General features: G+C 74.6%; 21 protein-coding genes. 10 read left to right on the top strand and 11 right to left on the bottom strand.

Annotated features, from left to right (window positions below; genetic code table 11):
- Nucleotides 1-120: 120 nt before the first annotated feature.
- A complete protein-coding gene (locus tag ABZ956_RS09010; RefSeq protein ID WP_361889137.1) occupies nt 121-813 on the bottom strand; it encodes a L,D-transpeptidase family protein in 693 nt (230 codons plus the stop codon).
- Nucleotides 814-1011: 198 nt separating this feature from the next.
- Between ABZ956_RS09010 and ABZ956_RS09005 the strand changes: the two genes are divergently transcribed.
- Nucleotides 1012-2565 carry an MFS transporter gene (locus tag ABZ956_RS09005; protein ID WP_361889134.1) on the top strand — a complete coding sequence of 518 codons (1554 nt, stop codon included), beginning with the start codon at nt 1012-1014 and terminating at the stop codon, nt 2563-2565.
- Nucleotides 2566-2581: 16 nt separating this feature from the next.
- Here ABZ956_RS09005 and ABZ956_RS09000 read toward each other — a convergent pair whose 3' ends face one another.
- Genes ABZ956_RS09000 through ABZ956_RS08975 form a run of 6 tightly spaced genes read right to left on the bottom strand, consistent with a single transcriptional unit; the run spans nt 2582 to nt 6356 of the window.
- Entirely contained in the window at nt 2582-4387 is a 1806-nt protein-coding gene (locus ABZ956_RS09000; protein WP_361889131.1) for a complex I subunit 5 family protein, read from the bottom strand.
- A 6-nt stretch (nt 4388-4393) separates the two neighbouring features.
- Nucleotides 4394-4738 (bottom strand): sodium:proton antiporter, encoded by a 345-nt coding sequence (locus ABZ956_RS08995; protein WP_361889128.1) that lies wholly within the window; start codon nt 4736-4738, stop codon nt 4394-4396.
- Nucleotides 4735-5505: an MnhB domain-containing protein gene (locus ABZ956_RS08990; RefSeq protein WP_361889126.1), complete on the bottom strand. Its 771-nt coding sequence runs from the start codon at nt 5503-5505 to the stop codon at nt 4735-4737. Before ABZ956_RS08990 ends, ABZ956_RS08995 begins: the two co-directional genes overlap by 4 nt.
- Nucleotides 5502-5750: a hydrogenase subunit MbhD domain-containing protein gene (locus ABZ956_RS08985; protein WP_361889434.1), complete on the bottom strand. Its 249-nt coding sequence runs from the start codon at nt 5748-5750 to the stop codon at nt 5502-5504. The genes ABZ956_RS08990 and ABZ956_RS08985 overlap by 4 nt, the downstream gene beginning before the upstream one ends.
- A 4-nt stretch (nt 5751-5754) precedes the next feature.
- Nucleotides 5755-6186, bottom strand: coding sequence for an MrpF/PhaF family protein (locus ABZ956_RS08980; RefSeq protein WP_361889123.1), 432 nt, complete (start codon nt 6184-6186; stop codon nt 5755-5757).
- Nucleotides 6183-6356, bottom strand: coding sequence for a hypothetical protein (locus ABZ956_RS08975; RefSeq protein WP_361889120.1), 174 nt, complete (start codon nt 6354-6356; stop codon nt 6183-6185). The genes ABZ956_RS08980 and ABZ956_RS08975 overlap by 4 nt, the downstream gene beginning before the upstream one ends.
- A gap of 214 nt (nt 6357-6570) precedes the next feature.
- Here ABZ956_RS08975 and ABZ956_RS08970 point away from each other — a divergent pair, with 214 nt between their 5' ends.
- Genes ABZ956_RS08970 through ABZ956_RS08935 form a run of 8 tightly spaced genes read left to right on the top strand, consistent with a single transcriptional unit; the run spans nt 6571 to nt 14389 of the window.
- Nucleotides 6571-7527 (top strand): LLM class F420-dependent oxidoreductase, encoded by a 957-nt coding sequence (locus tag ABZ956_RS08970; protein ID WP_361889117.1) that lies wholly within the window; start codon nt 6571-6573, stop codon nt 7525-7527.
- A gap of 39 nt (nt 7528-7566) precedes the next feature.
- A complete protein-coding gene (locus ABZ956_RS08965; protein WP_361889114.1) occupies nt 7567-9384 on the top strand; it encodes a thiamine pyrophosphate-requiring protein in 1818 nt (605 codons plus the stop codon).
- Nucleotides 9381-9821, top strand: coding sequence for a hypothetical protein (locus ABZ956_RS08960; RefSeq protein WP_361889111.1), 441 nt, complete (start codon nt 9381-9383; stop codon nt 9819-9821). The genes ABZ956_RS08965 and ABZ956_RS08960 overlap by 4 nt, the downstream gene beginning before the upstream one ends.
- A 5-nt stretch (nt 9822-9826) precedes the next feature.
- Nucleotides 9827-10417, top strand: a complete 591-nt coding sequence (locus ABZ956_RS08955) for a gluconate 2-dehydrogenase subunit 3 family protein (protein WP_361889108.1) — start codon at nt 9827-9829, stop codon at nt 10415-10417.
- Nucleotides 10414-12090 (top strand): GMC family oxidoreductase, encoded by a 1677-nt coding sequence (locus ABZ956_RS08950; protein WP_361889105.1) that lies wholly within the window; start codon nt 10414-10416, stop codon nt 12088-12090. The genes ABZ956_RS08955 and ABZ956_RS08950 overlap by 4 nt, the downstream gene beginning before the upstream one ends.
- The gene (locus ABZ956_RS08945) at nt 12087-13190 is read left to right on the top strand and encodes an enolase C-terminal domain-like protein (protein ID WP_361889102.1); all 1104 of its coding nucleotides are present in this window, start codon (nt 12087-12089) and stop codon (nt 13188-13190) included. The genes ABZ956_RS08950 and ABZ956_RS08945 overlap by 4 nt, the downstream gene beginning before the upstream one ends.
- A gap of 42 nt (nt 13191-13232) precedes the next feature.
- Nucleotides 13233-13841, top strand: coding sequence for a diguanylate cyclase (locus ABZ956_RS08940; RefSeq protein ID WP_361889100.1), 609 nt, complete (start codon nt 13233-13235; stop codon nt 13839-13841).
- On the top strand, nt 13838-14389 hold the full coding sequence (locus tag ABZ956_RS08935) for a type 1 glutamine amidotransferase domain-containing protein (protein ID WP_361889098.1): 552 nt from the start codon (nt 13838-13840) through the stop codon (nt 14387-14389). The genes ABZ956_RS08940 and ABZ956_RS08935 overlap by 4 nt, the downstream gene beginning before the upstream one ends.
- Before the next feature lie 13 nt (nt 14390-14402).
- Here ABZ956_RS08935 and ABZ956_RS08930 read toward each other — a convergent pair whose 3' ends face one another.
- Complete coding sequence (locus tag ABZ956_RS08930) at nt 14403-15002, bottom strand: TIGR03086 family metal-binding protein (RefSeq protein ID WP_361889096.1); 600 nt, start codon at nt 15000-15002, stop codon at nt 14403-14405.
- Complete coding sequence (locus ABZ956_RS08925; RefSeq protein WP_361889093.1) at nt 14992-16023, bottom strand: SDR family oxidoreductase; 1032 nt, start codon at nt 16021-16023, stop codon at nt 14992-14994. The genes ABZ956_RS08930 and ABZ956_RS08925 overlap by 11 nt, the downstream gene beginning before the upstream one ends.
- A 53-nt stretch (nt 16024-16076) precedes the next feature.
- Between ABZ956_RS08925 and ABZ956_RS08920 the strand changes: the two genes are divergently transcribed.
- Nucleotides 16077-17558, top strand: a complete 1482-nt coding sequence (locus ABZ956_RS08920; RefSeq protein WP_361889091.1) for a diacylglycerol kinase family protein — start codon at nt 16077-16079, stop codon at nt 17556-17558.
- On the opposite strand, the gene ABZ956_RS08915 is transcribed toward ABZ956_RS08920, so the two are convergent.
- Nucleotides 17537-19852: an AMP-binding protein gene (locus tag ABZ956_RS08915; protein WP_361889088.1), complete on the bottom strand. Its 2316-nt coding sequence runs from the start codon at nt 19850-19852 to the stop codon at nt 17537-17539. The two genes, ABZ956_RS08920 and ABZ956_RS08915, sit on opposite strands and share 22 nt — an antisense overlap.
- A 118-nt stretch (nt 19853-19970) precedes the next feature.
- Nucleotides 19971-20714: a DUF998 domain-containing protein gene (locus ABZ956_RS08910; RefSeq protein WP_361889085.1), complete on the bottom strand. Its 744-nt coding sequence runs from the start codon at nt 20712-20714 to the stop codon at nt 19971-19973.
- Nucleotides 20715-20718: the final 4 nt, after the last annotated feature.

Raw genomic sequence — 20718 nt, 5'->3', positions numbered from 1 at the left:
GCCTCCTGACAGGCGTCCGACATGGACGGACGGCCTGTCCGCCCGGGGACCCACCGTATCTGTCGCCCGGCTCCGCTTCGAAACCGAGCCCGCGGGTCCCACGGGGGTGACGCGCGGTGCTCAGGTGCCGGGCTTGCGTCCGTAGACGTACACGTCGTCGCCGTTCTTCAGCAGCGACCAGTACGACTTAGCGTCGGCGCGCCGCATGTTGACGCAGCCGTGGGAGCCGGGCGCCGACCAGACGCTGCCGTCGATGGCGTGGAACGCCTGCCCGCCGTCGAAGAACTGGCTGTAGGGCATGCGGACGTTGTAGAGGGTCGACCAGTGGTCGATGCTCCGCCAGTAGATGCGCTTGAGGCCGGTGCGCGTCTCGTAGCCGTCACGGCCCGAGCGGATGGGGACCGGGCCGAACTTCAGCCGCTTGCCGTCCTGGATCCACGACAGCTGCCGGGAGAGGTCCACGCAGGCGATGCGCCCCTTGTTCGTGGGGCACTTCCCGGCGGCGTTGGGGTTGTCGCCGGCCGCCCGCTGCCGGCCGACGAGCTCCATCACGGCCCAGGTCACCGGACCGGCGTAGCCGATGGCCGGGGAGACGCCGTGGCCGCGCTGGAAGTCCCGTATCGCCCGGCAGTCGGCGGCCGACTGCTTGCCGTCGACGGTTCTGCCCAGGAAGCGCTCGGCCTTCGCCTGGTACGGGCCGGTCCCGGCGGTGCACGCGGACGGCGCGGCCTGGGCGGTGGTGCCCATCGCCACGGTCAGGGGGGCGGCCAGCGCGGACGCCCCCAGCAGTACGCCAAGTCGGCGTAGGACCATCTTACTTGTGGCACTTGTCATGCCTCGTATGACCGCTCGGACGGCCGGTTGGTTGCACCGCAAACCGGCCCTCGTTCTCCCGCCGTCCGCTCTCCCGTCACCCACGCTTCGCGTGTGGCGCGCTCGTCTTGACCTCAAGTCAACTTGAGTTTCTACCGTGCTCGGTGAGACGCGAACGCACAGTAGGGATTTTCGACGATGACCCAGACCACCGCGACAAGAGCGGTCCTCCCGGCAGACGACGCGACCGCCCGGGCAGGCGCGGCTCCGGACGGTTCACGCCGCTGGTGGGGGCTGGCCGTGCTCGGCCTCTCCCAACTGATCGTCCTGCTGGACGGCACGGTCGTGAACATCGCCCTGCCGTCGGCCCAGGCCGACCTCGGCATCGGCGACGGGGCCCGGCACTGGGTCGTCACCTCCTACGCCCTCGCCTTCGGCGGGCTGCTGCTCCTGGGCGGCCGAATCGCCGATCTGGTGGGCCGCAAGCGGTCCTTCCTCACCGGGGTGGCCGGGTTCGGGCTGGCCTCCGCGGTCGCGGGCGCCGCCGACGGGGCCGGCATGCTGTTCGCCGGTCGCGCCCTGCAGGGCGCCTTCGCGGCGCTGCTCGTCCCCGCGGCGATGTCACTGCTGACGACGACGTTCACCGATCCCCGGGAGCGCGGCAGGGCGTTCGGCGTCTTCGGAGCCATCGCCGGGGCGGGGGCGGCGCTCGGTCTGCTGGTCGGCGGCATCGTCACCGAGTACCTCGACTGGCGCTGGTGCATGTACATCGCCGTGCCCGTCGAGGTGATCGTGCTGGTCGCGGCGGTGCCGCTGCTGCGTGACCCGGGCAGGCGCACCGGCGGTCGCCTGGACGTGACGGGCGCCGCCCTCGGCACCGCCGGGCTGGCCGCGATCGTCTACGGCTTCGGCGAGGCCGAGTCCCGGGGCTGGGACGACCCCCTGGTGCTGGGCCTGCCGGCCGGTGGCGCCGCCTTGCTGGCCCTCTTCGTCCTGTGGCAGTCCCGCGTGGCCCACCCGCTGCTGCCGCTGCGCGTGGTGCGCGACCGGCGGCGCGCGGGGGCCTTCCTGACGGCGGGGCTGGCACCGGTGGCGATGTTCGGCCTGTTCCTCTTCATGACCTACTACCTCCAGGTGATCCTCGGGTACTCCGCGATCCGCACCGGTCTGGCCTTTCTGCCGCTGACCGCGTCGATGATCGTGAGCTCCACCCAGATAGCGGCGCGGCTGGCGGGGTTCGTGGCGCCGCGCCTGATCGTGGTGCCGGGGCTGCTGCTGGCCGCGGCCGGAATGCTCGTCCTGGCCCAGGTGGGCACCGAGGCCGCCTACACCACCCGGGTGCTGCCGGGCCTGGTCCTGACGGGCATGGGCATGGGGGCCACGATGATGACGGTCATGGCCACCGCCACGGCGGGGGTCGACCCGCGCGACGCCGGGGTGACGTCGGCGATGGTCAGCACGGCGCAGCAGGTGGGCGGCGCGGTGGGCACGTCCGTCCTCAACACGGTCGCGGCGGGTGCCGCCGCGCAGTGGCTCGCCGGGCACGGCTCCACCGGGGACGAGGTGGCCGCTCGCGCCGAGGCGGCGGTGCACGGGTTCTCGACGGCCCTGTGGGGGGTGGCGGGGCTGTTGGTGGTGACGGCGGTGATCGCGGCGGTATTGCTCGGGGAGGGACGCCCGGGCGGGGGCGGCGGCGTGTCGCGGCGGCTCGTGGAGGGCGGCGGACAGCTGGGCGCCCGGACGCCGGAGTAAGGGCGCGCGGGGTTTGTCACCACCACGTCAGGACGGCCAGGAGGCCGATGCCCGCCATCGTCCAGGCCACGTAGTCGCCCACGTGGCCGGAGTGGAGGCGGCGGAGGTAACTGAGGAAACTGAGGAAACTGAGGAAAGGTGCCCGGCCGCCGCGGGGGATCAGGCGGTGGGTGGACAGGGCGGCGAGGGTGAGGGCCAGGGCCGTGGAGAGCAGGCACAGGGACGCGGCCGGCCAGGTCCACCAGGTGGCCGCGGGGGCATGGGGCGCGGTGGCGTGGCCGTCCAGGACGAGGGCCGCGTACCCGGCGTGGTCCAGGAAGGCCGTCGCGGCCGCGCCGACGCCGTGCGGGAAGCGCGGTACGGCGCCCACCGCCAGCGCGCCGGCCAGTAGAGCGGCGGTGACGGCGACCATCGGCGGGGGGAGCAGCCGCACGCGGCGGCCGGTCTCCGGTTCCTCCTCGTCGCCGGCGGTCTGCGGCTCGCCCTCCTCGCGTTCGCTCTCCCCGGCGCCCAGGAAGACCCGCGCGGCCACCCTCAGCACCGCGCCGGCGGTCACCGCCGAGACGAGGACGAACAGCGCCGGCAGCCACGGGGCCTGCTCCTCCACCAGGGCCTTGCCCAGGCCCGTACCGAAGGGCGGCAGGCCGGCCAGCGCGAGGCCGCCCAGGGCGAAGAGCAGTCCGATGCCCCGTATGTCCCGGCCGCGGCCGTGCAGTTCGTGCTCGTCGACGCTGCCGTGCCGGTCGAGCAGGATGCCGGTGCAGGCGAAGAGCGCGGCCTTGGCGCCCGCGTGCCCGAGGGCGTACAGGCAGGTGCCGGTGAGGCCCTCGGCGGTGAACAGGCTGACGCCGACGAGGAACAGGCCGGTGTGGGCGACCGTGGAGAAGGCCAGCAGCCGCTTCACGTGCCGCTGCTGCCAGCACATCACCGCCCCGGTCACCGCCCCCGCCACGCCCAGCACCAGCAGCGCCCGCCGCGCGTCGTCGGCCGGGATGCCGCCGGGCCCGGCGAACACGGTGGCCTGGACCCGGGCGACGCCGTACACGCCCATCTCCACCATGACGCCGGAGAACACCATGCACACCGGCGTGGGGGCGACCGCGTGGGCGTCCGCGAGCCAGAAGTGGAAGGGCACGGCCGCGGCCTTGACCAGCAGCCCGGCCAGGACGAGGACGAACGCGGCGAGCACCAGGGCGTCGCGCGCGGGCGCCGCGTCCAGCCGGCGGCCGATCTGTGCCATGCCCAGCTCGCCCGTGCGCGCGTACAGCAGGGCGATGCCCATCAGGGTGGCGTAGCCGCCGAGGGAGTTGACGAAGCCGAAGGCCAGGGCCCCCTGTACCGGGCGGGCCTCCTCGACCCGGTAGCCGGTCAGCGCGTATCCGACCACGCCCATGAGCTCGAAGAAGACGAACGCGTCGAAGAGGTCGCCGGTGAGGGCGAAGCCGCACATCCCCGCCTGGAAGAGCAGCACCAGGGCCGGGAAGGCCCCGGCGTGCCCCTTCGGGGGCTGCTCGAAGTAGTGCCAGGAATAGGCCAGGACGGCCACGATCAGCAGCGACGTCAGCGCGGCGAGCCCCAGGCCCACGCGGTCGCCGACGAGGACGATGCCGACGCCGCGGCCGGCGTGCGGCCGCCAGTCGCCCACCCAGACCACCGGCGTCGTCCCCCGCGTCAGTGCCGCGAGGCACAGCCCGGCGGAGGCGAGGGCACAGCCGCAGGCGACGGTCTGCGCGACCGTCCTGGTCATCCGGCGGCCGAGGCCGACCAGGACCGCGGCGCCCAGCAGCGGGACGACCACGATCAGCGGAAGCAGCCGGTCCATGGCCGGTCAGCCCTTCAGCTCGGACAGCTCGTCCGGATCGACGGTCCCGTGCCGCTTGTCCACCTGCACGACCAGGGCGAGCAGCAGGGCGGTGACCGTGGCGCCGACGACGACGTCGGTGAGGGCGAGGGCCTGGACGACGGGGTCCACGACGGGGGTGCCGGGCGGGATGTCGGCGAAGACCGGCGCGGTGCCGCCGCGGCGGTAGCCGACGGCCAGGAGCAGGACGTAGGTCGCGGACTGGGTGACGGCCAGGCAGCCGACGGCGTGCACGAGATTGCGGCTGGTGGCCATGCCGTACACCCCGATCAGGAAGATCCAGGCGGCGACGAGATAGGGCAGTACGCTCACCTGCGCGCCTTCCGCCCTTCGCCGGCACTCCCGGCTCCGCCCTCTTTCACGATCTCCAGGGCCTGGCCGAGGAAGTGGGCCAGCAGGACGACGACGCCGGAGGCGACCTCCATGCCGACGGCGGCGTTCAGGAGCGGGACCGTGCCGCCGGAGGCCATCGCGGTGAAGGTGCCGTGCGGCAGGGTGTTGGCCAGATACGCCGACCCGGCGAGCAGGCCGGCGGCGCCGAGCACGACGTACGCCGCCTCGCCGGCGCCGTCGGCCAGTTCGAAGACGCCGACGGGCCTGATCCGCTCCAGGGCGCGGTAGTCGACGGCGATGTAGAGCAGGTGCAGGGCGGTGGCGACGACCACGCCGCCCTGGAAGCCGCCGCCGGGGCTGAGATGGCCGTGCGCGATCACGTACAGGCCGATGAGGAGGGTGACGGGCAGCAGGAGCGTGCCGTAGCGGCGCGGCGCGGGGGCCACGGCCGCGGGCTGCGGGGCCGCGCGCCGCTCGTCGCGGGTCTGCCGCAGCAGGACGACCGTGCCGAGGACGGCGGCGAAGAGGATGCTCTCCTCGCCGAGGGTGTCGAGCGCGCGCTGGTCGAAGTTGACGGACGAGACGGCGTTCGCGGTCCGCTGCCGCAGGGCGGCCGCCATGGCCAGGTCGCCGTAGGGGTGCCGGTGTCCGCCGAAGTCCGGCAGGCGCAGGCAGGCGGCCACGAGGAGGGCCGCGGTCGCCGCCAGCCCGGCGGCCAGCAGCCACAGCCGGGCCCGGCCGCTCACCCGCGCCGCTTCCGGCGCCGGACCTTGCGCACCGTCAGCAGGATCATCAGCGGGGTCACCGCCGAGCCGACGGCCAGCTGGGACAGGCCCACGTCGGGTGCCTGCAGCACGGTGAAGAGCAGGGCGAGGCCGAGGCCGAGCAGGGAGAGGACGACGGCCTGCCGGGCCGGGTCGCGGTTGAGCACGGCGGCGGTGGCCGCGGCGGCGACGAACAGCAGGGCGAGGATGACGAGGACGTCGTCCAGGGCGTCACGCACGGCGCACCGCCCCGGACGTGACGACTCCTCCGGCGAGCAGCAGGGCGCCGATGACGAGCAGCTTGACCATCGCCCGGCCGGGCCCGGTGGCGACGCACAGCGGGATGAGGGTCGCGCCCGTCCCGATGGCCACGGCCGGCGTCAGCAGCCGTGCGCCGGGCGGGTGCTTTTCGAGCTCGTCGCCCAGCAGGCGGACGTAGACGAGGGTGCCGGCCGGCCCGAGGATCGAGACGATCAGCGCGAGGTCGAGGTAGGAGGGGCGGCCGTAACCCTGGGCCAGCAGCAGGAACACCAGGCACAGCAGGAGGGAGGCCATGTTCTGGGCGACGACGCGCCGGCCGGCCGGGCCGCTCGCGGCGGCCCACAGGCTGGGGCACAGACCGCCGGCGATCAGCGCGGCGGCGGCCGCCAGCCACCCGTTCACCGGGTCACCGCCCGGCGGGCGGCGCGGGCGGCGCAGGCCGCGACGAGGGCGGCCGCCGCGCCGACCCCGAGGTCCAGTGGGTCGGCGGGGCCGATCAGCACGGCCCACAGCGCGGTCAGGCCGGCCCACCAGATGAGAATCTCCGCCGCCGTGGCCGACTTGCGCAGCACCGTCCGTCGCTCCCTCTCCGCACCGCCTCCAGGGTGCTCGCCCGCCGGCGGGCCCCCGGTCCGCACGGTCCCGAGTATCGGCCCTCGGGCCCCGCGCGGGGGTGCGCCACACCCCGTGCCACCGCAAAGGGGGAGGTTTCATCACGGCGGCCGGGGGTTACCCGTCCCGACGCACGCCCAGCTCGCCGCGCGGCCTTCCAGGAGGTGGTCCCCGATGACCGGCTACGGCTACTTCCTGTCCTGCGAGGAGCACACCCCCAAGGCCCTCGTCGCCCAGGCCCGGATGGCCGAACAGGCGGGCTTCACCTCGCTGTGGATTTCCGATCACTTCCACCCCTGGACCGGTGAGCAGGGGCAGAGCCCCCTGGTGTGGTCGGTGATCGGGGCCGTCTCCCAGGCCGTGTCGCTGCCGGTCCAGACCGCGGTGACCTGCCCGACCATGCGGCTGAACCCGGTGGTCACGGCGCAGGCGGCGGCGACCAGCGCCGTGCTGCTCGAAGGCCGGTTCCGGCTGGGGGTGGGCAGCGGGGAGGCCCTCAACGAGCACGTTCTCGGCGACCGCTGGCCGCAGGCGGCGGTGCGCCTGGAGATGCTGGAGGAGGCCGTTCAGGTGATGCGGCTGCTCTTCGAAGGCGGCCAGGTCAGCCACCACGGCAAGCACTACACCGTCGAGAACGCCCGGCTGTACACCCTGCCCGACGCGCCGGTGCCCATCGACGTCTCCGCCTTCGGCCCGGCCGCGACGGAGCTGGCGGCCCGCATCGGCGACGGGCTGGTGACGATGGCGCCGGACGCGGACGCGGTGGAGCGCTTCAGGCGGGGCGGCGGCGGGCAGAAGCCCGTCCTGGGCGGGGTGAAGGTGTGCTGGGGCCCCGACCGCGAGGAGGCGCTGGAGCTCGCCCACCGGCTGTGGGCGGTGGAGCAGCTGCCCGGCGAGCTGAACCAGGTGCTGCCCACGCCCGCCCACTTCGAGCAGGCCGCCTCCCTGGTGCCGCGCGAGCGGGTGGCCGCGAGCGTGACGTGCGGGAACGACGTCGACGCCCACGTCGGCGCGCTGCGCGCCTACGCCGAGGCCGGCTTCGACCGGGTGCACGTCCAGCAGATCGGGCCCGACCAGCGGGGTTTCTTCGATTTCTACCGCACCGAGGTGCTGCCGCAGCTCGTCCAGTGAGGCCGCCCGCTACCCGAGTGACGAGGTGGAGAGGAACACATGAGTGAGCAGGTTTCCGACTACATCCTCGCGCGGCTGCGCGAGTGGGGAGTCGAGCGGGTCTTCGGCTATCCGGGCGACGGCATCAACGGGCTGCTGGCCGCCTGGGAGCGGGCCGGCGACCAGCCGCGGTTCATCCAGTCGCGGCACGAGGAGATGTCGGCGTTCGAGGCGGTGGGCTACGCCAAGTTCAGCGGGCGGCTCGGGGTGTGCGTCGCGACGTCCGGGCCGGGCGCGATCCACCTCCTCAACGGTCTCTACGACGCCAAGCTCGACCATGTGCCGGTGCTGGCGATCGTGGGCCAGACGGCCCGGTCCGCGATGGGCGGCGCGTACCAGCAGGAAGTGGATCTGCACACCCTGTTCAAGGACGTGGCCTCCGAGTTCGTGGAGACCGTCACCGTGCCCGAGCAGCTGCCGAACGTCCTGGACCGGGCGATCCGCACCGCCTACGCGCGTCGCGCGCCGACCGCCGTCATCGTCCACGGCGATGTGCAGGAGCTGGACTACTCGCCGCCCACGCACGCCTTCAAGATGGTGCCCTCCAGCCTGGACCGCAGCGGCTGGCAGGCGGTGCCCTCGGACGGATCGCTGGCCCGGGCGGCGGAGGTGCTCAACGCCGGCAAGAAGGTGGCGATCCTGGCCGGGCAGGGCGCGGCCGGGGCCCGGGGCGAGGTGGAACAGGTCGCCGAGATCCTGGGCGCGGGCGTGGCGAAGGCGCTGCTGGGCATGGACGTGCTCAGCGACGAGCTGCCGTACGTCACCGGCTCCATCGGCCTGCTGGGCACCCGGCCCTCGTACGAGCTGATGCGGGACTGCGACACGCTGCTGACGATCGGCTCCAACTTCCCGTACTCGCAGTTCCTGCCGGAGTTCGGCACGGCGCGGGCGGTGCAGATCGAGATCGATCCGCACCTGGCGGGGCTGCGCTACCCGTACGAGGTCAACCTCATCGGTGACGCGCGCGCCACGCTGCTGCGGCTGATCCCGCTGCTGGAGCGCAAGGACAAGCGCGGCTGGCAGAGCCAGGTGATCGCCAATGTGGAGCGCTGGAAGGAGGTGATGGCGCGGCGGGCAGCGGTGAGCGCCGATCCGGTGAACCCGGAGCACGTGGCGCGGGCGCTGTCGCCGCTGCTGCCCGACGACGCGATCCTCACCTCCGACTCCGGTTCGGTCGCCAACTGGTACGCGCGGCACATCACGATGCGCGGCACCATGCGCGGCTCCCTGTCGGGGACGCTCGCCACGATGGGCTGCGGGGTGCCGTACGCGATCGGGGCGAAGTTCGCGCACCCCAACCGGCCGGTGGTGGCGCTGGTGGGGGACGGCGCGATGCAGATGAACGGCATGGCCGAGCTGATCACGGCGGCCAAGTACCAGCACCAGTGGGAGGATCCGCGGCTGGTGGTGGGGGTGTGGAACAACCGGGACCTCAACCAGGTGACGTGGGAGCTGCGGGCGATGGGCGGCTCCCCGCAGTTCCTGCCCTCGCAGGAGCTGCCGGACGTCTCCTACGCGGCGTTCGGGCGGCTGCTGGGCCTGACCGGGATCCGGGTGGAGAAGCCGGACGAGGTCGAGGACGCCTGGCGTCAGGCGCTCGCCGCGAAGGGGCCGGCCGTGGTGGAGTTCGTGACCGACCCGGCGGTGCCGCCGATCCCGCCGCACGCGGACTGGGACCAGATCGAGTCCACGGCCGCGGCGATCCTCAAGGGCGACACGGACCGCAAGGCCGTGCTGCGGCAGGGCATCAAGGCGAAGGTGCAGGAGTTCCTGCCGGGGAAGAAGAAGTCCGGGGCCGCTCAGGAGCGCGAGCCGTGAGGGCCCCGCGCGGGCGGGCCCGGCGGGCGCGCCACGACGTGCGGCACGGCCGGTTGCAGCGGTCGCTGGCGCTGCTGATGGCCGCCGGGTCGGCGGTGACGGCCGCGGAGGTCTTCCTGGAGCACGACCGGGCCGGGTTCGGCAACCGCGTCATGTGGTGGCCGGTGCTGCTGGGCCCGGTGGGGCTGGCGGCGGGGGTGGCCGGTTACGCGCGCGAGGAGGCGGCGCGCACCGCGCTGCCGGTCGCCTCGGCGGCCATCGTCGCCAACGGCCTGCAGGGCACCTACCTGCATGTGCGGGGCATCTCCCGCAAGCCCGGCGGCTGGCGCATGGCCCGCTACAACATCGAGCTGGGCCCTCCCCTGTTCGCACCGCTGCTGATGAGCATGGTGGGCGGCATGGGGCTGCTGGCGAGCGTCCTGCGCAGGGAGCGGTGAGGCGGTTGCCGGGTGTTCGACGGGGCGACGACGCCGGTGCGGCCGGCCGGGCCGGGACGTGGGACACCGCCACGGCGGGCGTGGTGCTGGCCCGCCTCGGCCCCCGGCGGGAGCCGCCCCTGCGTTTCTTCACCCCCGCCGAGGAGGCCGTGGCCGAGGCGCTGCTGGACCACGTCCTGGCCCGCACGGAGCGGGACGCGGACCTTCCCGTGCTGACCGTCATCGACGCCCGCCTGGCCACCGGCGAGGGCGACGGCTGGCGGTACGCCGACCTGCCGGAGGACGACGAGACGTGGCGGCGTTCGCTGGCCGCCCTGGACGAGGACGCGAAGGCCCGCCACGGCGGGCTGGGCTTCGCGGAGGCCGGGTACGGCGACCGCGACCGGTTGCTGCGCCACGTCGTGCAGCTGGGCGGGCGCGACTGGCACGGCATGCCGGCCTCGCACGTGTGGTCGCTGTGGACCCGCTACGCCTGCGAGGCCTTCTACGCCCACCCCCACGCCTGGGACGAGATCGGCTTCGGCGGACCGGCCTACCCGCGCGGCTACCTGCGCCTGGGACGGGGGCTGCGCGAGCCGTGGGAGGAGCCCCGGTGAAGGCGGGCGGCGGGGCGTGGTGGCGGACGCTGCGGGAGTCCGCGCGCCCGCAGGGCGATGTGCGCCGCCGCAACGCCTCCGCGTGGCTGCCGCACGTCACCCGGTTGAAGGAGACCATGCGGCGCTTCGACGACGGCGACGAGGTCGACATGGCCGTGGTGGGCTGCGGGGCGGGCGGCGCGACGTTCACGCAGCGCCTCGCGCACGCCGGCTGGCGCGTGGTGTGCCTGGAGGCGGGGCCGTTCTGGGACCCGGAGAAGGACTGGGTCAGCGACGAGTGGGGCTCGCACCACCTGTACTGGAACGAGCCCCGGGTCGTCGGCGGCAGCCACCCCGTGCCGCTGGGCTCGAACAACTCCGGGCGGGGCGTGGGCGGTTCCATGGTGCACTTCGCCGGGTTCGCGCCCCGCCTGCACCCCTCGGACTTCCGCACGTACTCGCTCGACGGCGTCGGCGTGGACTGGCCCCTGTCGTACGGACAGCTGAGGCCCTACTACGAGCGGCTGGAGCGCGAGCTGCCGGTGGCGGGCCAGTTCTGGCCCTGGGGCGACCCGCATCCGCACCCCCATCCGCCGCACCCGGTCAGCGGCAACGGCGAGGTGATGCTCGAGGGCTGCGCCGCGCTGGGCATCGAGGCGCGCGTCGGCCCGGTCGCCATCGCCAACGGCCGTTTCGGCGACCGCCCGCACTGCGTCTACCGCGGCTTCTGCCTCCAGGGCTGCAAGGTGAACGCCAAGGCCTCGCCGCTGATCACGCACGTCCCCGACGCCATCGCGCACGGCGCCGAGATCCGCCCCGACGCGATGGTCACCCGCGTGGAGACCGACCGCGAGGGCCGCCGCGCGACGGGAGTGCGGTACGTGCGCGGCGGTCGCGAGCACGTCCAGAGGGCGGCGGCGGTCGCGGTCGCCGGCTACTCCCTCGAAACACCGCGCCTGCTGCTGAACTCCGCCAACCGCCGCTTCCCGCAGGGCCTGTGCAACGACCACGACCTGGTGGGCCGCTATGTGATGGTGCAGGGCGCGCCCCAGACCGCCGGCCGCTTCGCGGACGAGATCCGCATGTACAAGGGCCCGCCTCCGGAGGTGAGCACGGAGGAGTTCTACGAGAGCGACCCCGCCCGGCCGTACCGGCGCGGCTTCTCCGTGCAGACCGTCTCCCCGCTGCCCATCATGTGGGCCGAGCACGTGGCGGCGCAGGGCCACTGGGGTGCGGACCTGCGGCGGCGGATGAGCGACTACGTGCACTGGGCGACGCTGGGCGCGCTGTGCGAGTTCCTGCCGCAGCCCGGCAACCGCGTCACGCTGGCGGCCGAGAAGGACCGGCACGGGCTGCCCGTGGCCCGCTTCGACCACAGCCATTGCGCCAACGACGACCTGCTGATGGAGGCGGCGCGCGAGGTGATGGAGCGGATCCTGAAGGCGGCGGGCGCCACCGAGCTGATGACGGTGGAGCGCTACGCGCACCTCGTGGGCGGCTGCCGGATGGGCCGCACGCCCGAGGACGGCGTCGTGGACGGCGACCTGCGCTCGTTCGCGCTGCCCAACCTCTTCGTCACCGACGGCAGCGTGCTGCCGACCCAGGGCAGCGCCAACCCGGCGCTGACCATCATGGCCCTGGCCGACCGGGCCGCGACCCGGCTGGCCTCGCGGAGCTCCGGGAGGACGCCATGAACGGCGACCGGACGGTCGAGGCGCTCGAGGTGTCGGCCTACACCATCCCGACCGACGCGCCGGAGGCCGACGGCACTCTGAGCTGGGACGCCACCACCGTGGTCGTGGTCGAGGCCCGCTGCGGCGGGCACACGGGCCTGGGCTGGACGTACGGGCCCGCCGACGCGGGCACGGCCGTCACCGCCCTGCTGGCCGGGCACGTCGTGGGGCGCGACGCCATGGACGTGGCGGGCGCGAACGAGGCGATGTGCCGGGCGGTGCGCAACGCGGGCCGCCAGGGGCTGGTGGGGTGCGCCCTCTCGGCGGTGGACATCGCCCTGTGGGACCTCAAGGCCCACCTGCTCCAGGTGCCGCTGGTCCGCCTGATCGGGGCGGTCGCCGAGACCGTGCCGCTGTACGGTTCCGGCGGCTTCACGACGTACCACGACACGCATCTGGCCGCCCAGTTGAACAGCTGGGTGCACGGGCACGGCATCGGCCGCGTCAAGATCAAGATCGGTGGGTCCTGGGGCCGGGACGTCCCCCGCGACCTCGACCGGGTACGGCACGCCCGTGAGACCGTCGGCCCGGACACCGCCCTGTACGTGGACGCCAACGGCGCGTACACCCGCAAGCAGGCGGTACGCGTCGGGCAGGCGCTGGCGGAGCTGGGCGTGGGCTGGTTCGAGGAACCCGTCTCCTCCGACGACCTGGAGGGCCTGCGGCTGGTCCGTGACCTGTGCGCCTGTGACATCGCGGCCGGTGAGTACGGCTACGACCTGTCCTACTTCGCCCGGATGGCTCCCGTGGTCGACTGTCTGCAGGCGGACGCGACCCGCTGCGGCGGGCTGACCGGCTGGCTGCGGGCCGCCGCCGTCGCCCAGGCCGGCGGGCTGGAGATCTCCGGGCACTGCGCCCCGCACGTACACGCCCACGTCGCGGCCTGTGTGCCGAACCTGCGGCACATCGAGTGGTTCCACGACCACGCGCGCATCGAGGCGGCCTTCTTCGCGGGCGCCCTCGACCCGTCCGGCGGCGTGGTGCGGCCGGGGGCGGACGGTCGGCCGGGGCACGGGATGCGTTTCAGGCACAAGGAGGCGATGGCCCACCGCGTCCTGTGAACCGCATCCACCCGCCGCGCACGAAGAGGAGAGACGGACCGCATGAGGGAAGTCGAGGACGCCACCACCCGGTACCTGATGTACGGACTGCTGCCGGCCTGGTTCGTACCGGGCCTCGCCGACTGGGCCATGCACCGGCGCACCCGGATCGAGGACACCTCGGGCACCAAGGAGTCGGCCATCCACTCCCTGATGATGGCCGAGGTCGGCGTGCCCATGGCCCTGACCCTGCTGTGCGAGGTCAATCCGCTGCTGATGACCGTGCAGCTGGGGGCGACCGCCGCGCACGAGGCCACCGCCCTGTGGGACGTGCGCACGGCCGTGCGCAGCGACCGCGAGGTCAAGCCGGTCGAGCAGCACATCCACAGCTTCCTGGAGACCCTGCCCTTCACCGCGCTGGCCTCGCTGATGTGCCTGCACCCCGATCAGGTCCGCTCCCTGGTGCGCGGCGGCCGGGGCGACCCGCGGGCCTGGCGGCTCGTCCCGCGCCGCCGGCCGCTGCCACGCGGATACCTGGCGGGGATCGGGCTGGGCGTCGTCGCGTTCGTGGCGCTTCCCTACGCGGAGGAGCTCACGCGGTGCGTGCGCGCGGCCCGCAGGCGCAGGAAGAACCAGAAGACCGAGGTATCGATGGAGAGGAAGTCGTCATGAAGGTCGCGTTCCTGGTGGCGCCCGAGGGCGTCGAGCAGATCGAACTGACCACCCCCTGGAAGGCGGTCGAGGAGGCGGGCGGCACGGCGCACCTCGTCTCGACCAAACCGGGCGAGATCCACGCGTTCCACCACCTCGACCGGGGCGGCACCTTTCCCGTCGACAAGGTGGTGGACGAGGTGGGGGTGTCGGAGTACGACGCGCTGGTGCTGCCGGGCGGGGTGGCGAACCCCGACTTCCTGCGCATGAACGAGCGGGCGGTGGCCTTCACGCGGGACTTCTTCGGCGCGGGCAAGCCGGTCGCGGCGATCTGTCACGGGCCCTGGACGCTCGTGGAGGCCGACGTGCTGCGCGGCCGTACGCTCACGTCGTGGCCGAGCCTGCGGACCGACATCCAGAACGCGGGCGGGTCCTGGGTGGACGAGCAGGTCAAGGTGTGCACGGGCGGGCCCAATACGCTGATCACCAGCCGTAAGCCGGACGATCTCCAGGCGTTCTGCGAGGCGTTCACCGACGAGTTCCGCAAGGCCCGCGGCGAGGGCGGCTGACGGGCCGCATGGCTCAGGGCTCCCGCCCCAGCTGGGCGAGGAGCCTTTGCCAGGCGTCGGCGTCCGGGGGCGGCTCGACCGGTTCGGCGAACAGGCCGGAGGCCGCGAGGCCGCCGGCGTAGGGCTCGACCTCGTGCCGCGTGAAGTCGACGAGGGCCTTGGAGGGGTGCTCGTCGGCGCCGATCGCCCGGGAGAGGTCCCAGGCGTGCACGACCAGGTCGGCGATCATCTGCGCGCAGTAGGCGTGGGCGGTGGAGGAGCCGTAGGAGAGGTGGACGGTGCGGTGGAGGGCGCCGCGGGCGTGGAGGGCCTCGCGGGCGGCGGAGGCGGCCTGGTCCCAGGCGGCGACGGGGTCCTCGCCGAGCTGGTCGCCGTCGAAGGCGTCACCCACGTCCTCGATGGTCGCGCCGTCCAGCATGGGTGGTACCCACAGTTGTTCGACGGTGAGGTGGTTCACCAGGTCGCGTACGTTCCACTCGGTGCACGGCGTGGGCACCTCCCACTGGTCGGCGCGCACGGCGTGCACCCGGTCGGTGAACAGCTCGAGCGCCTCGCCGTGCCGGGCCAGCAGCGTCCGCCGCCGGGCGTCGGTCAGGTCCTTGTCACCGGTCATGGCACCTATGGTCCGTCCGCAGCCGCGCGGCCGCGAACGCGGCGGCGACGAATGCCGCACCGGCGGCCAGGGCGCCCCGGTGCTCGGAGAGCCACGGCTGCGCGCCGTGGTCGTGGGCCTGGTCGTCGAACTCGCCGTGGGCGCCGTAGTCGTGGCCGCCGTCGCCGTCGACGGGGTGCCACAGGTTCACCGGGGGCAGGTCCGGCAGGGGTTCGGCGCGCTGCTGCGAGGCGTAGGCCGTATGCGCGAGGTAGCGGTCCAGCAGGCCGGGGGCGACGGCGTTGGCGAGGAGGGTGGCGACCGTGCTGCCGCCGACCCAGTACTCCCGGCGGCGCGGGTGGGCGGCGGCGTGGACGATGGCGCGGGCGGCGAGCTCGGGCTCGTAGACGGGGGGCACGGGCCGGGGCCGGCCGTTCATCCGGGACAGGACCCAGCTGAACTGGGGGGTGTTCACGGCGGGCAACTGCACCATGGTCGTGCGGACCTTGCTGCGCTGGTGGAGCAGCTCGCAGCGCAGGGCCTCGTTCCAGCCCTGGATGGCGTGCTTGGCGCCGCTGTAGGCGGACTGCAGGGGCAGGCCGCGGTAGGCGAGCGCCGAGCCGACCTGGACGATGGTGCCGTGGTCGCGCGGCAGCATGCGGGACAGGGCGGCGTGGGTGCCGTACACATAGCCCAGGTAGGTGACCTCGGTGACGCGCCGGAACTCGTCGGGCTCGATCTCGACGAACGGGGCGAAGACGCCGGTGAAGGCGTTGTTCACCCAGACGTCCACCGGCCCGAAGGTCTCCTCGACGCGGTCCGCCGCCTCGGTGACGGCCCGGTGGTCGGCCACGTCCACGCTCAGGGCCAGCGCCTCGCCGCCGCCCCGCCGCACGTCCGCCGCCGCCGCGTCCAGCCCTTTGCGGCCGCGGGCCAGCAGGGCGACGCAGGCGCCGCGGGCCGCGAACGCCCGGGCCGTGGCCCTGCCCACGCCGCCGCTCGCCCCGGTCACCACCACCACGGTGGGCTTGTTTCTCCTCATCACCGGCGCCGGGTACCCGCATCCCCCCGGTGTAAACGGGGTACACGTCGCAGATGCGCAGCATGTTGAGTACCTGGGACCGGTCCGTGTTCGAGCGCGTCGCCGCACGCCACTGGCCCGGCGGCGACCGTGTGCTGCCCCGGCTCTCGCACGCCGCCGACCACGGGGCACTGTGGTTCGCGGTGGCGGCCGGGGCGGCCGTGCTCGGCGGGCGGCCGGCGCGGCGCGCGGCGCTGCGCGGGGTGGCGTCGCTGGCCGTGGCGTCCGTCACGGTCAACACGGTCGGCAAACGGTCGGTGCGGCGCGTGCGGCCCATAGTCGACGCCGTGCCGGTGGTGCGCCGGCTGACCCGGCCGCCGGTGACCACGTCCTTCCCGTCCGGGCACTCGGCCTCGGCGGCGGCGTTCACCACGGGCGTCATGCTGGAGAACCGCTCCTGGGGCCTGGCGCTGGCGCCGCTGGCGGCCTCCGTGTGCTTCTCCCGCGTCTACACCGGGGCGCACTACCCGGGCGACGTCGTGGCCGGGGCGCTGCTGGGGGCGGGTGCGGCGTTCGCCGTGCGGGGCGTGGCGCCCACCCGCTCCCAGCTCGCTCCCCCGGCCCGGCCCCGCGCGGACGCGCCGGCGCTGCCCGGCGGCCGGGGCCTGGTCGTGGTCGCCAACGCCGACTCCGGGCAGCGGGCCGTGGCCGCCACCCGGCCGGACCCGGTGCAGCTGCTGCGCTCGGCGCTGCCGCACGCCGAGATCGTGGAGCGGATGCGGGAGGCGGACGGGCGGCCCGTGCCGCTGGCGGCGGCCCTGGAGGCGGCGGCGGAGCGGGCGGCCGAACTGGGCGGCGCGCTGGGGATCCTGGGCGGGGACGGCACGGTCAACGCGGCGGCGGCCGCCGCCATGCGCCGCGGCCTGCCGCTGGCCGTCCTGCCCGGCGGCACCCACAACCACTTCGCCTACGACCTGGGCATCGAGTCGGTCGCCGACGCCGTGCGGGCCATGGAGGCGGGGGAGGCGGTGGCCGTGGACGTGACGCGGTTCGGGCGCGCCGGCTGCTTCCTGAACACCTTCAGCATCGGCGCGTACCCGGAGCTGGTGCGGGTGCGCGAGCGCTGGGCGCCGCGCATCGGCACCTGGCCGGCCGGGCTGCTGGCGGCCGTTCACATCCTGCGCACCGCGCGGCCGGTCCGGCTGCGCGTCGACGGCCGGGAGCGGCGGCTGTGGATGCTCTTCGCCGGCAACTGCACGTACCACGGTCTGGGGCTGGCCCCGGTGCGCCGGCACGACCTCGCGGACGGGGTGCTGGACGTGCGCATGGTCCACGGCGGCCGGCTGGCCCGCACCCGTCTGCTCGTGGCCGCCCTGACGGGCGGGCTCGGGCACTCCCCCGTGCTGCGGACGGCGCGGGTGCGGCACCTGCGCGTCGAGGAGATCGCGGCCGGTACGCACCTGGCGTACGACGGCGAGGTCGCGCCGGCGCCGCGGGAGCTGAGCCTGACGAAGGTGAACGAGGCTCTGGTGGTCTACCGGGTGCCCGACGAGTGAGGGGGGCGGTGGCCGCCGCGCCGCGCGGCCGCGACGGCGGTGATCGCGGCGCGGTAGATCTCCTCGGTCTCGTGCAGCAGTTCCTCGCTCACCCGCCGCCCGTCGGCCTCCAGCTCCAGGCCGAGCTGCCCCGTGAAGGGGTCCCGGGTGAACTCCACCCGCAGCGTCGCGCCGGTGGGGACGCGGGTCTTGGCGTCCAGGTGTTCCACGTCCGTGGCGGCCGCCAGTTCCTCGAAGCCGAACAGGTCCGTGCAGGCGAAGAGGATGCCGGCCGCCCGGCGCACCGCCGGCGGGCGGTCCTGGCCGGCACAGGGGAAGCCGCTCGCGCCCGCGAGCCGGCGTTCGGTGTCCAGGACGGCACGGACGAGGTGGTCCGGGTCGTGGCCGGCGGTGTGCAGCCGGTAGGGCATGACGTTCAGCTGGAGGCCGATCGCGCGGGCGGCGCCTTCCCCGTCCGGCCGGGCGTCGCACTCGACGCCCAGCAGCACTTCCTCCTGGCCGGTGAGGACGGCCACCGCCCGGGCGTGCACGGCGAGCAGCACGTGCCGCAGGCGGGCGTGGTGGTGCCGTGCGAGGGCGTCGAAGGCTTCGGCCTGGGCCGGTGTGATGTCGACGCCGCCGCAGCGCGTCGCCTCCTCGTGCGGGGGGCCTGCCGGTCCGTCGGCGGGCCAGGGTGGCAGGGCCGGCAGGCCGGCCAGTTCGCGGGACCAGAACGCCTGGACGGCCCGGTCGCCGAGGGTGCGCCGTTCCCGGGCGACGCAGTCGGCGAAGCGGTGGGCCGGGCGTGGGGCGGGCGCCTTGGCGCCGCCGTCGCGCAGGGCCCAGAAGTCCGCCAGGATCTCGGTGATCAGTGACGACTGGCTCCACGCGTCGAGCAGGGCGCCGTGGAAGGCGAGGGTGAACAGGAACTCCCGGTCCCCGGCGATGTGCGCGTGGAACCGCGCCAGGGGAGGCCCCGCCCAGGGGTACGCCGCGCCGCGGGCCCGCTCCGGCCAGGCCGCGAGCTCCGCTTCGCGCTCGTACCGGGGCAGCCCGCGCAAGTCCCGCACCCTCACCGGGGCGGTGGCGTGACGGTGCACCAGCTGCAACGGCTCGTGGTAGCCGGTGAGGTGGAACGAGGTCCGCAGGATGTCGTGGCGGGCCACGGCGCGGGAGACGGCACGGGTGAGGGCGTCGTGGTCGTAGGCGGCGGCGAGGCGGAACACGAACAGGTCGCAGGGAAGGTCCGGGCCGGTGCGGCGGCTGCCGCGCCGCAGCAGCCGCGTCTGCAGGGCGGTGAGCGGGTAGGCGTCCTCGATGGCGCTGTCCGCCGTCAGCCGCTCGCGGTCCCGCGGCGTGGTCAGGGCGAACGGGGCGGTGCCGGCCCCGTACCGCGTCCGGCCCAAGGTGATCAGGCGCGGGGTGTCGTCGCCGTACTTGGCGCGCCACGGCCCCAGGTCGGGCGCGGGGGCCTCGTCACCGAGGACCACGCATTTCAGCGGCAGGCGGTCCGCGGCCCGGGCGTCCTCCGCGATCAGCGCCCGCAGGGCGGCGGGGCTCTGGCTCAGGTGGACAGTCACCCGCTGGGCGCACAGCAGTTCGCGGAAGGTCCTGGTGTCCTCGGCGGCCTCCGGCGGCACGACGACCGCGCAGCCGCCGTACAGCAGCGCCCCCCACATCTCGCAGGCCCGGATGTCGGGGGCGAAGGAGTGCGAGAGGGTCCATATGTCGTCGCCGGCGAAGCCGTAGCGGCTCTCGGCGTCGGCGAAGAGGCGCAGCACGGTGCCGTGCGTAACCTCCTCCGCCCGGGGCCGGCCCGGGCCGCGGGGCGGGAGGAGGTAGGCGGGGGCCTCCCGGCCGACGGTGACGGCCGGTTCGTCCTGCGGCGCGGGCGGCAGCGGCAGGTCGGCGCGTACGGCCGGGTGCCCGGCCGGCAGCCGGCCCGCCGGCTCGCCCGCGGTGACGACGGCCTGCGCCGCGGTGTCCCGCAGGATCTGTTCCAGGCGTGCCCGGGGGGTGGCGGGCTCCAGCGCCAGGTAGGGCGCCCCGGTCCGCAGGACCGCCAGCGCCGCCGCCATCAGGTCCGCCGACCGGTGGAGGAGGATGGCCACGGGCCGCCCGGGCCGAGCTCCGCCGGCGCGCAGGGCCGCCGCCAGTTGCCCGGCGCGGGCGTCGAGTTGACGGTAGGTCAGGGAACGGGTCCCCTCGCGTACCGCCTCGTGGTGCGGGAAGGCCCGGACCGCGGCCGCGAAGCCCTCGCTCAGGCTGCCCACGGCGGCGAGGGCTCCGGCGGGCGGCACACCATGCTCCTTCACGCCTCGTCCTCCGAAAGTGCGGGCCGGGGCGGGGCCCGGTCGGTGCGGGGGCTGGAGCCCCGCGCTCACACGGGCTCGCGCGCAACGTACCGCTCGCGTCCCGGGCCGGGGAGTGACTTCAGCCCGACGGCCGCAGGGGTACCGCCGCGTCCGGGACCGGCGCGCGCCGGGCGTCGGCCCGCAGGGCCGCCGCGAGCAGCACGAACCACACGCCGACGAGCAGCAGATGGGCCCGCTGCGTCATGCCGTGCCAGCCCGGCCGGCCGAGCAGCGGCCCGACGGTCGACAGGGCCGTCAGCAGCGCGCTGGCGAGCACCCACGGCCCCCAGCGGCGCAGGAGGGGGCTGGGGGGACGGTCGGTGGCGGCCGCGGCGACGAGCAGGGCCATCGAGGCGAACAGCGCGGCGTGCACCAGGGCGCTGGTGGTGGTGTGCCAGGGGTTGACGGCCTCGCAGGGGCTCTCCACCGACGGCGCGCAGCGCATGGGGACGATGACGTCGGCCACGGACGAGGCACCGAAGGCGACGAGCGACCACCAGCCGGCCGACGCCAGCGGGCCGGGCGCCTGCCGGCCCGCCAGGAGGGCGCCGGCGACCACGAGGACCGCGGCGACGATCTCGATGCCGCCGAAGAGCTCGTGGAAGGGCTGGTCGGCGGCGTAGAGCTCACTGACGTAGGAGTGCCGGAAATCGAGCCCGGTGGGCAGGACGAACTCCAGCACCCAGTCGTTGTAGACCACCGCGGCCATGGCCAGCAGCAGCGGGGCCCACGCCGCGCGGGAGCCGCCCGCCCGGCGGATGCCGCCGGGCGGGCGGTCGATGTCGACGGTGGCCTGGCGCAGGATGGCGGACGGCTCACGCATCGGC

The sequence above is a fragment of the Streptomyces sp. NPDC046261 genome, from assembly GCF_040646235.1.
In the GTDB taxonomy this organism is placed as follows: domain Bacteria; phylum Actinomycetota; class Actinomycetes; order Streptomycetales; family Streptomycetaceae; genus Streptomyces.
This window is presented reverse-complemented; position numbering and strand designations above follow the sequence as displayed.

Excerpts from the sequence above, each read along its gene's own strand:
- ABZ956_RS09010 (WP_361889137.1), bottom strand. The coding sequence starts at position 813 with ATGGTCCTACGCCGACTTGGCGTACTGCTGGGGGCGTCCGCGCTGGCC.
- ABZ956_RS09005 (WP_361889134.1), top strand. The coding sequence starts at position 1,012 with ATGACCCAGACCACCGCGACAAGAGCGGTCCTCCCGGCAGACGACGCG.
- ABZ956_RS09000 (WP_361889131.1), bottom strand. The coding sequence starts at position 4,387 with ATGGACCGGCTGCTTCCGCTGATCGTGGTCGTCCCGCTGCTGGGCGCC.
- ABZ956_RS08970 (WP_361889117.1), top strand. The coding sequence starts at position 6,571 with ATGACCGGCTACGGCTACTTCCTGTCCTGCGAGGAGCACACCCCCAAG.
- ABZ956_RS08965 (WP_361889114.1), top strand. The coding sequence starts at position 7,567 with ATGAGTGAGCAGGTTTCCGACTACATCCTCGCGCGGCTGCGCGAGTGG.
- ABZ956_RS08945 (WP_361889102.1), top strand. The coding sequence starts at position 12,087 with ATGAACGGCGACCGGACGGTCGAGGCGCTCGAGGTGTCGGCCTACACC.
- ABZ956_RS08940 (WP_361889100.1), top strand. The coding sequence starts at position 13,233 with ATGAGGGAAGTCGAGGACGCCACCACCCGGTACCTGATGTACGGACTG.
- ABZ956_RS08935 (WP_361889098.1), top strand. The coding sequence starts at position 13,838 with ATGAAGGTCGCGTTCCTGGTGGCGCCCGAGGGCGTCGAGCAGATCGAA.
- ABZ956_RS08930 (WP_361889096.1), bottom strand. The coding sequence starts at position 15,002 with ATGACCGGTGACAAGGACCTGACCGACGCCCGGCGGCGGACGCTGCTG.
- ABZ956_RS08925 (WP_361889093.1), bottom strand. The coding sequence starts at position 16,023 with ATGAGGAGAAACAAGCCCACCGTGGTGGTGGTGACCGGGGCGAGCGGC.
- ABZ956_RS08920 (WP_361889091.1), top strand. The coding sequence starts at position 16,077 with ATGCGCAGCATGTTGAGTACCTGGGACCGGTCCGTGTTCGAGCGCGTC.
- ABZ956_RS08910 (WP_361889085.1), bottom strand. The coding sequence starts at position 20,714 with ATGCGTGAGCCGTCCGCCATCCTGCGCCAGGCCACCGTCGACATCGAC.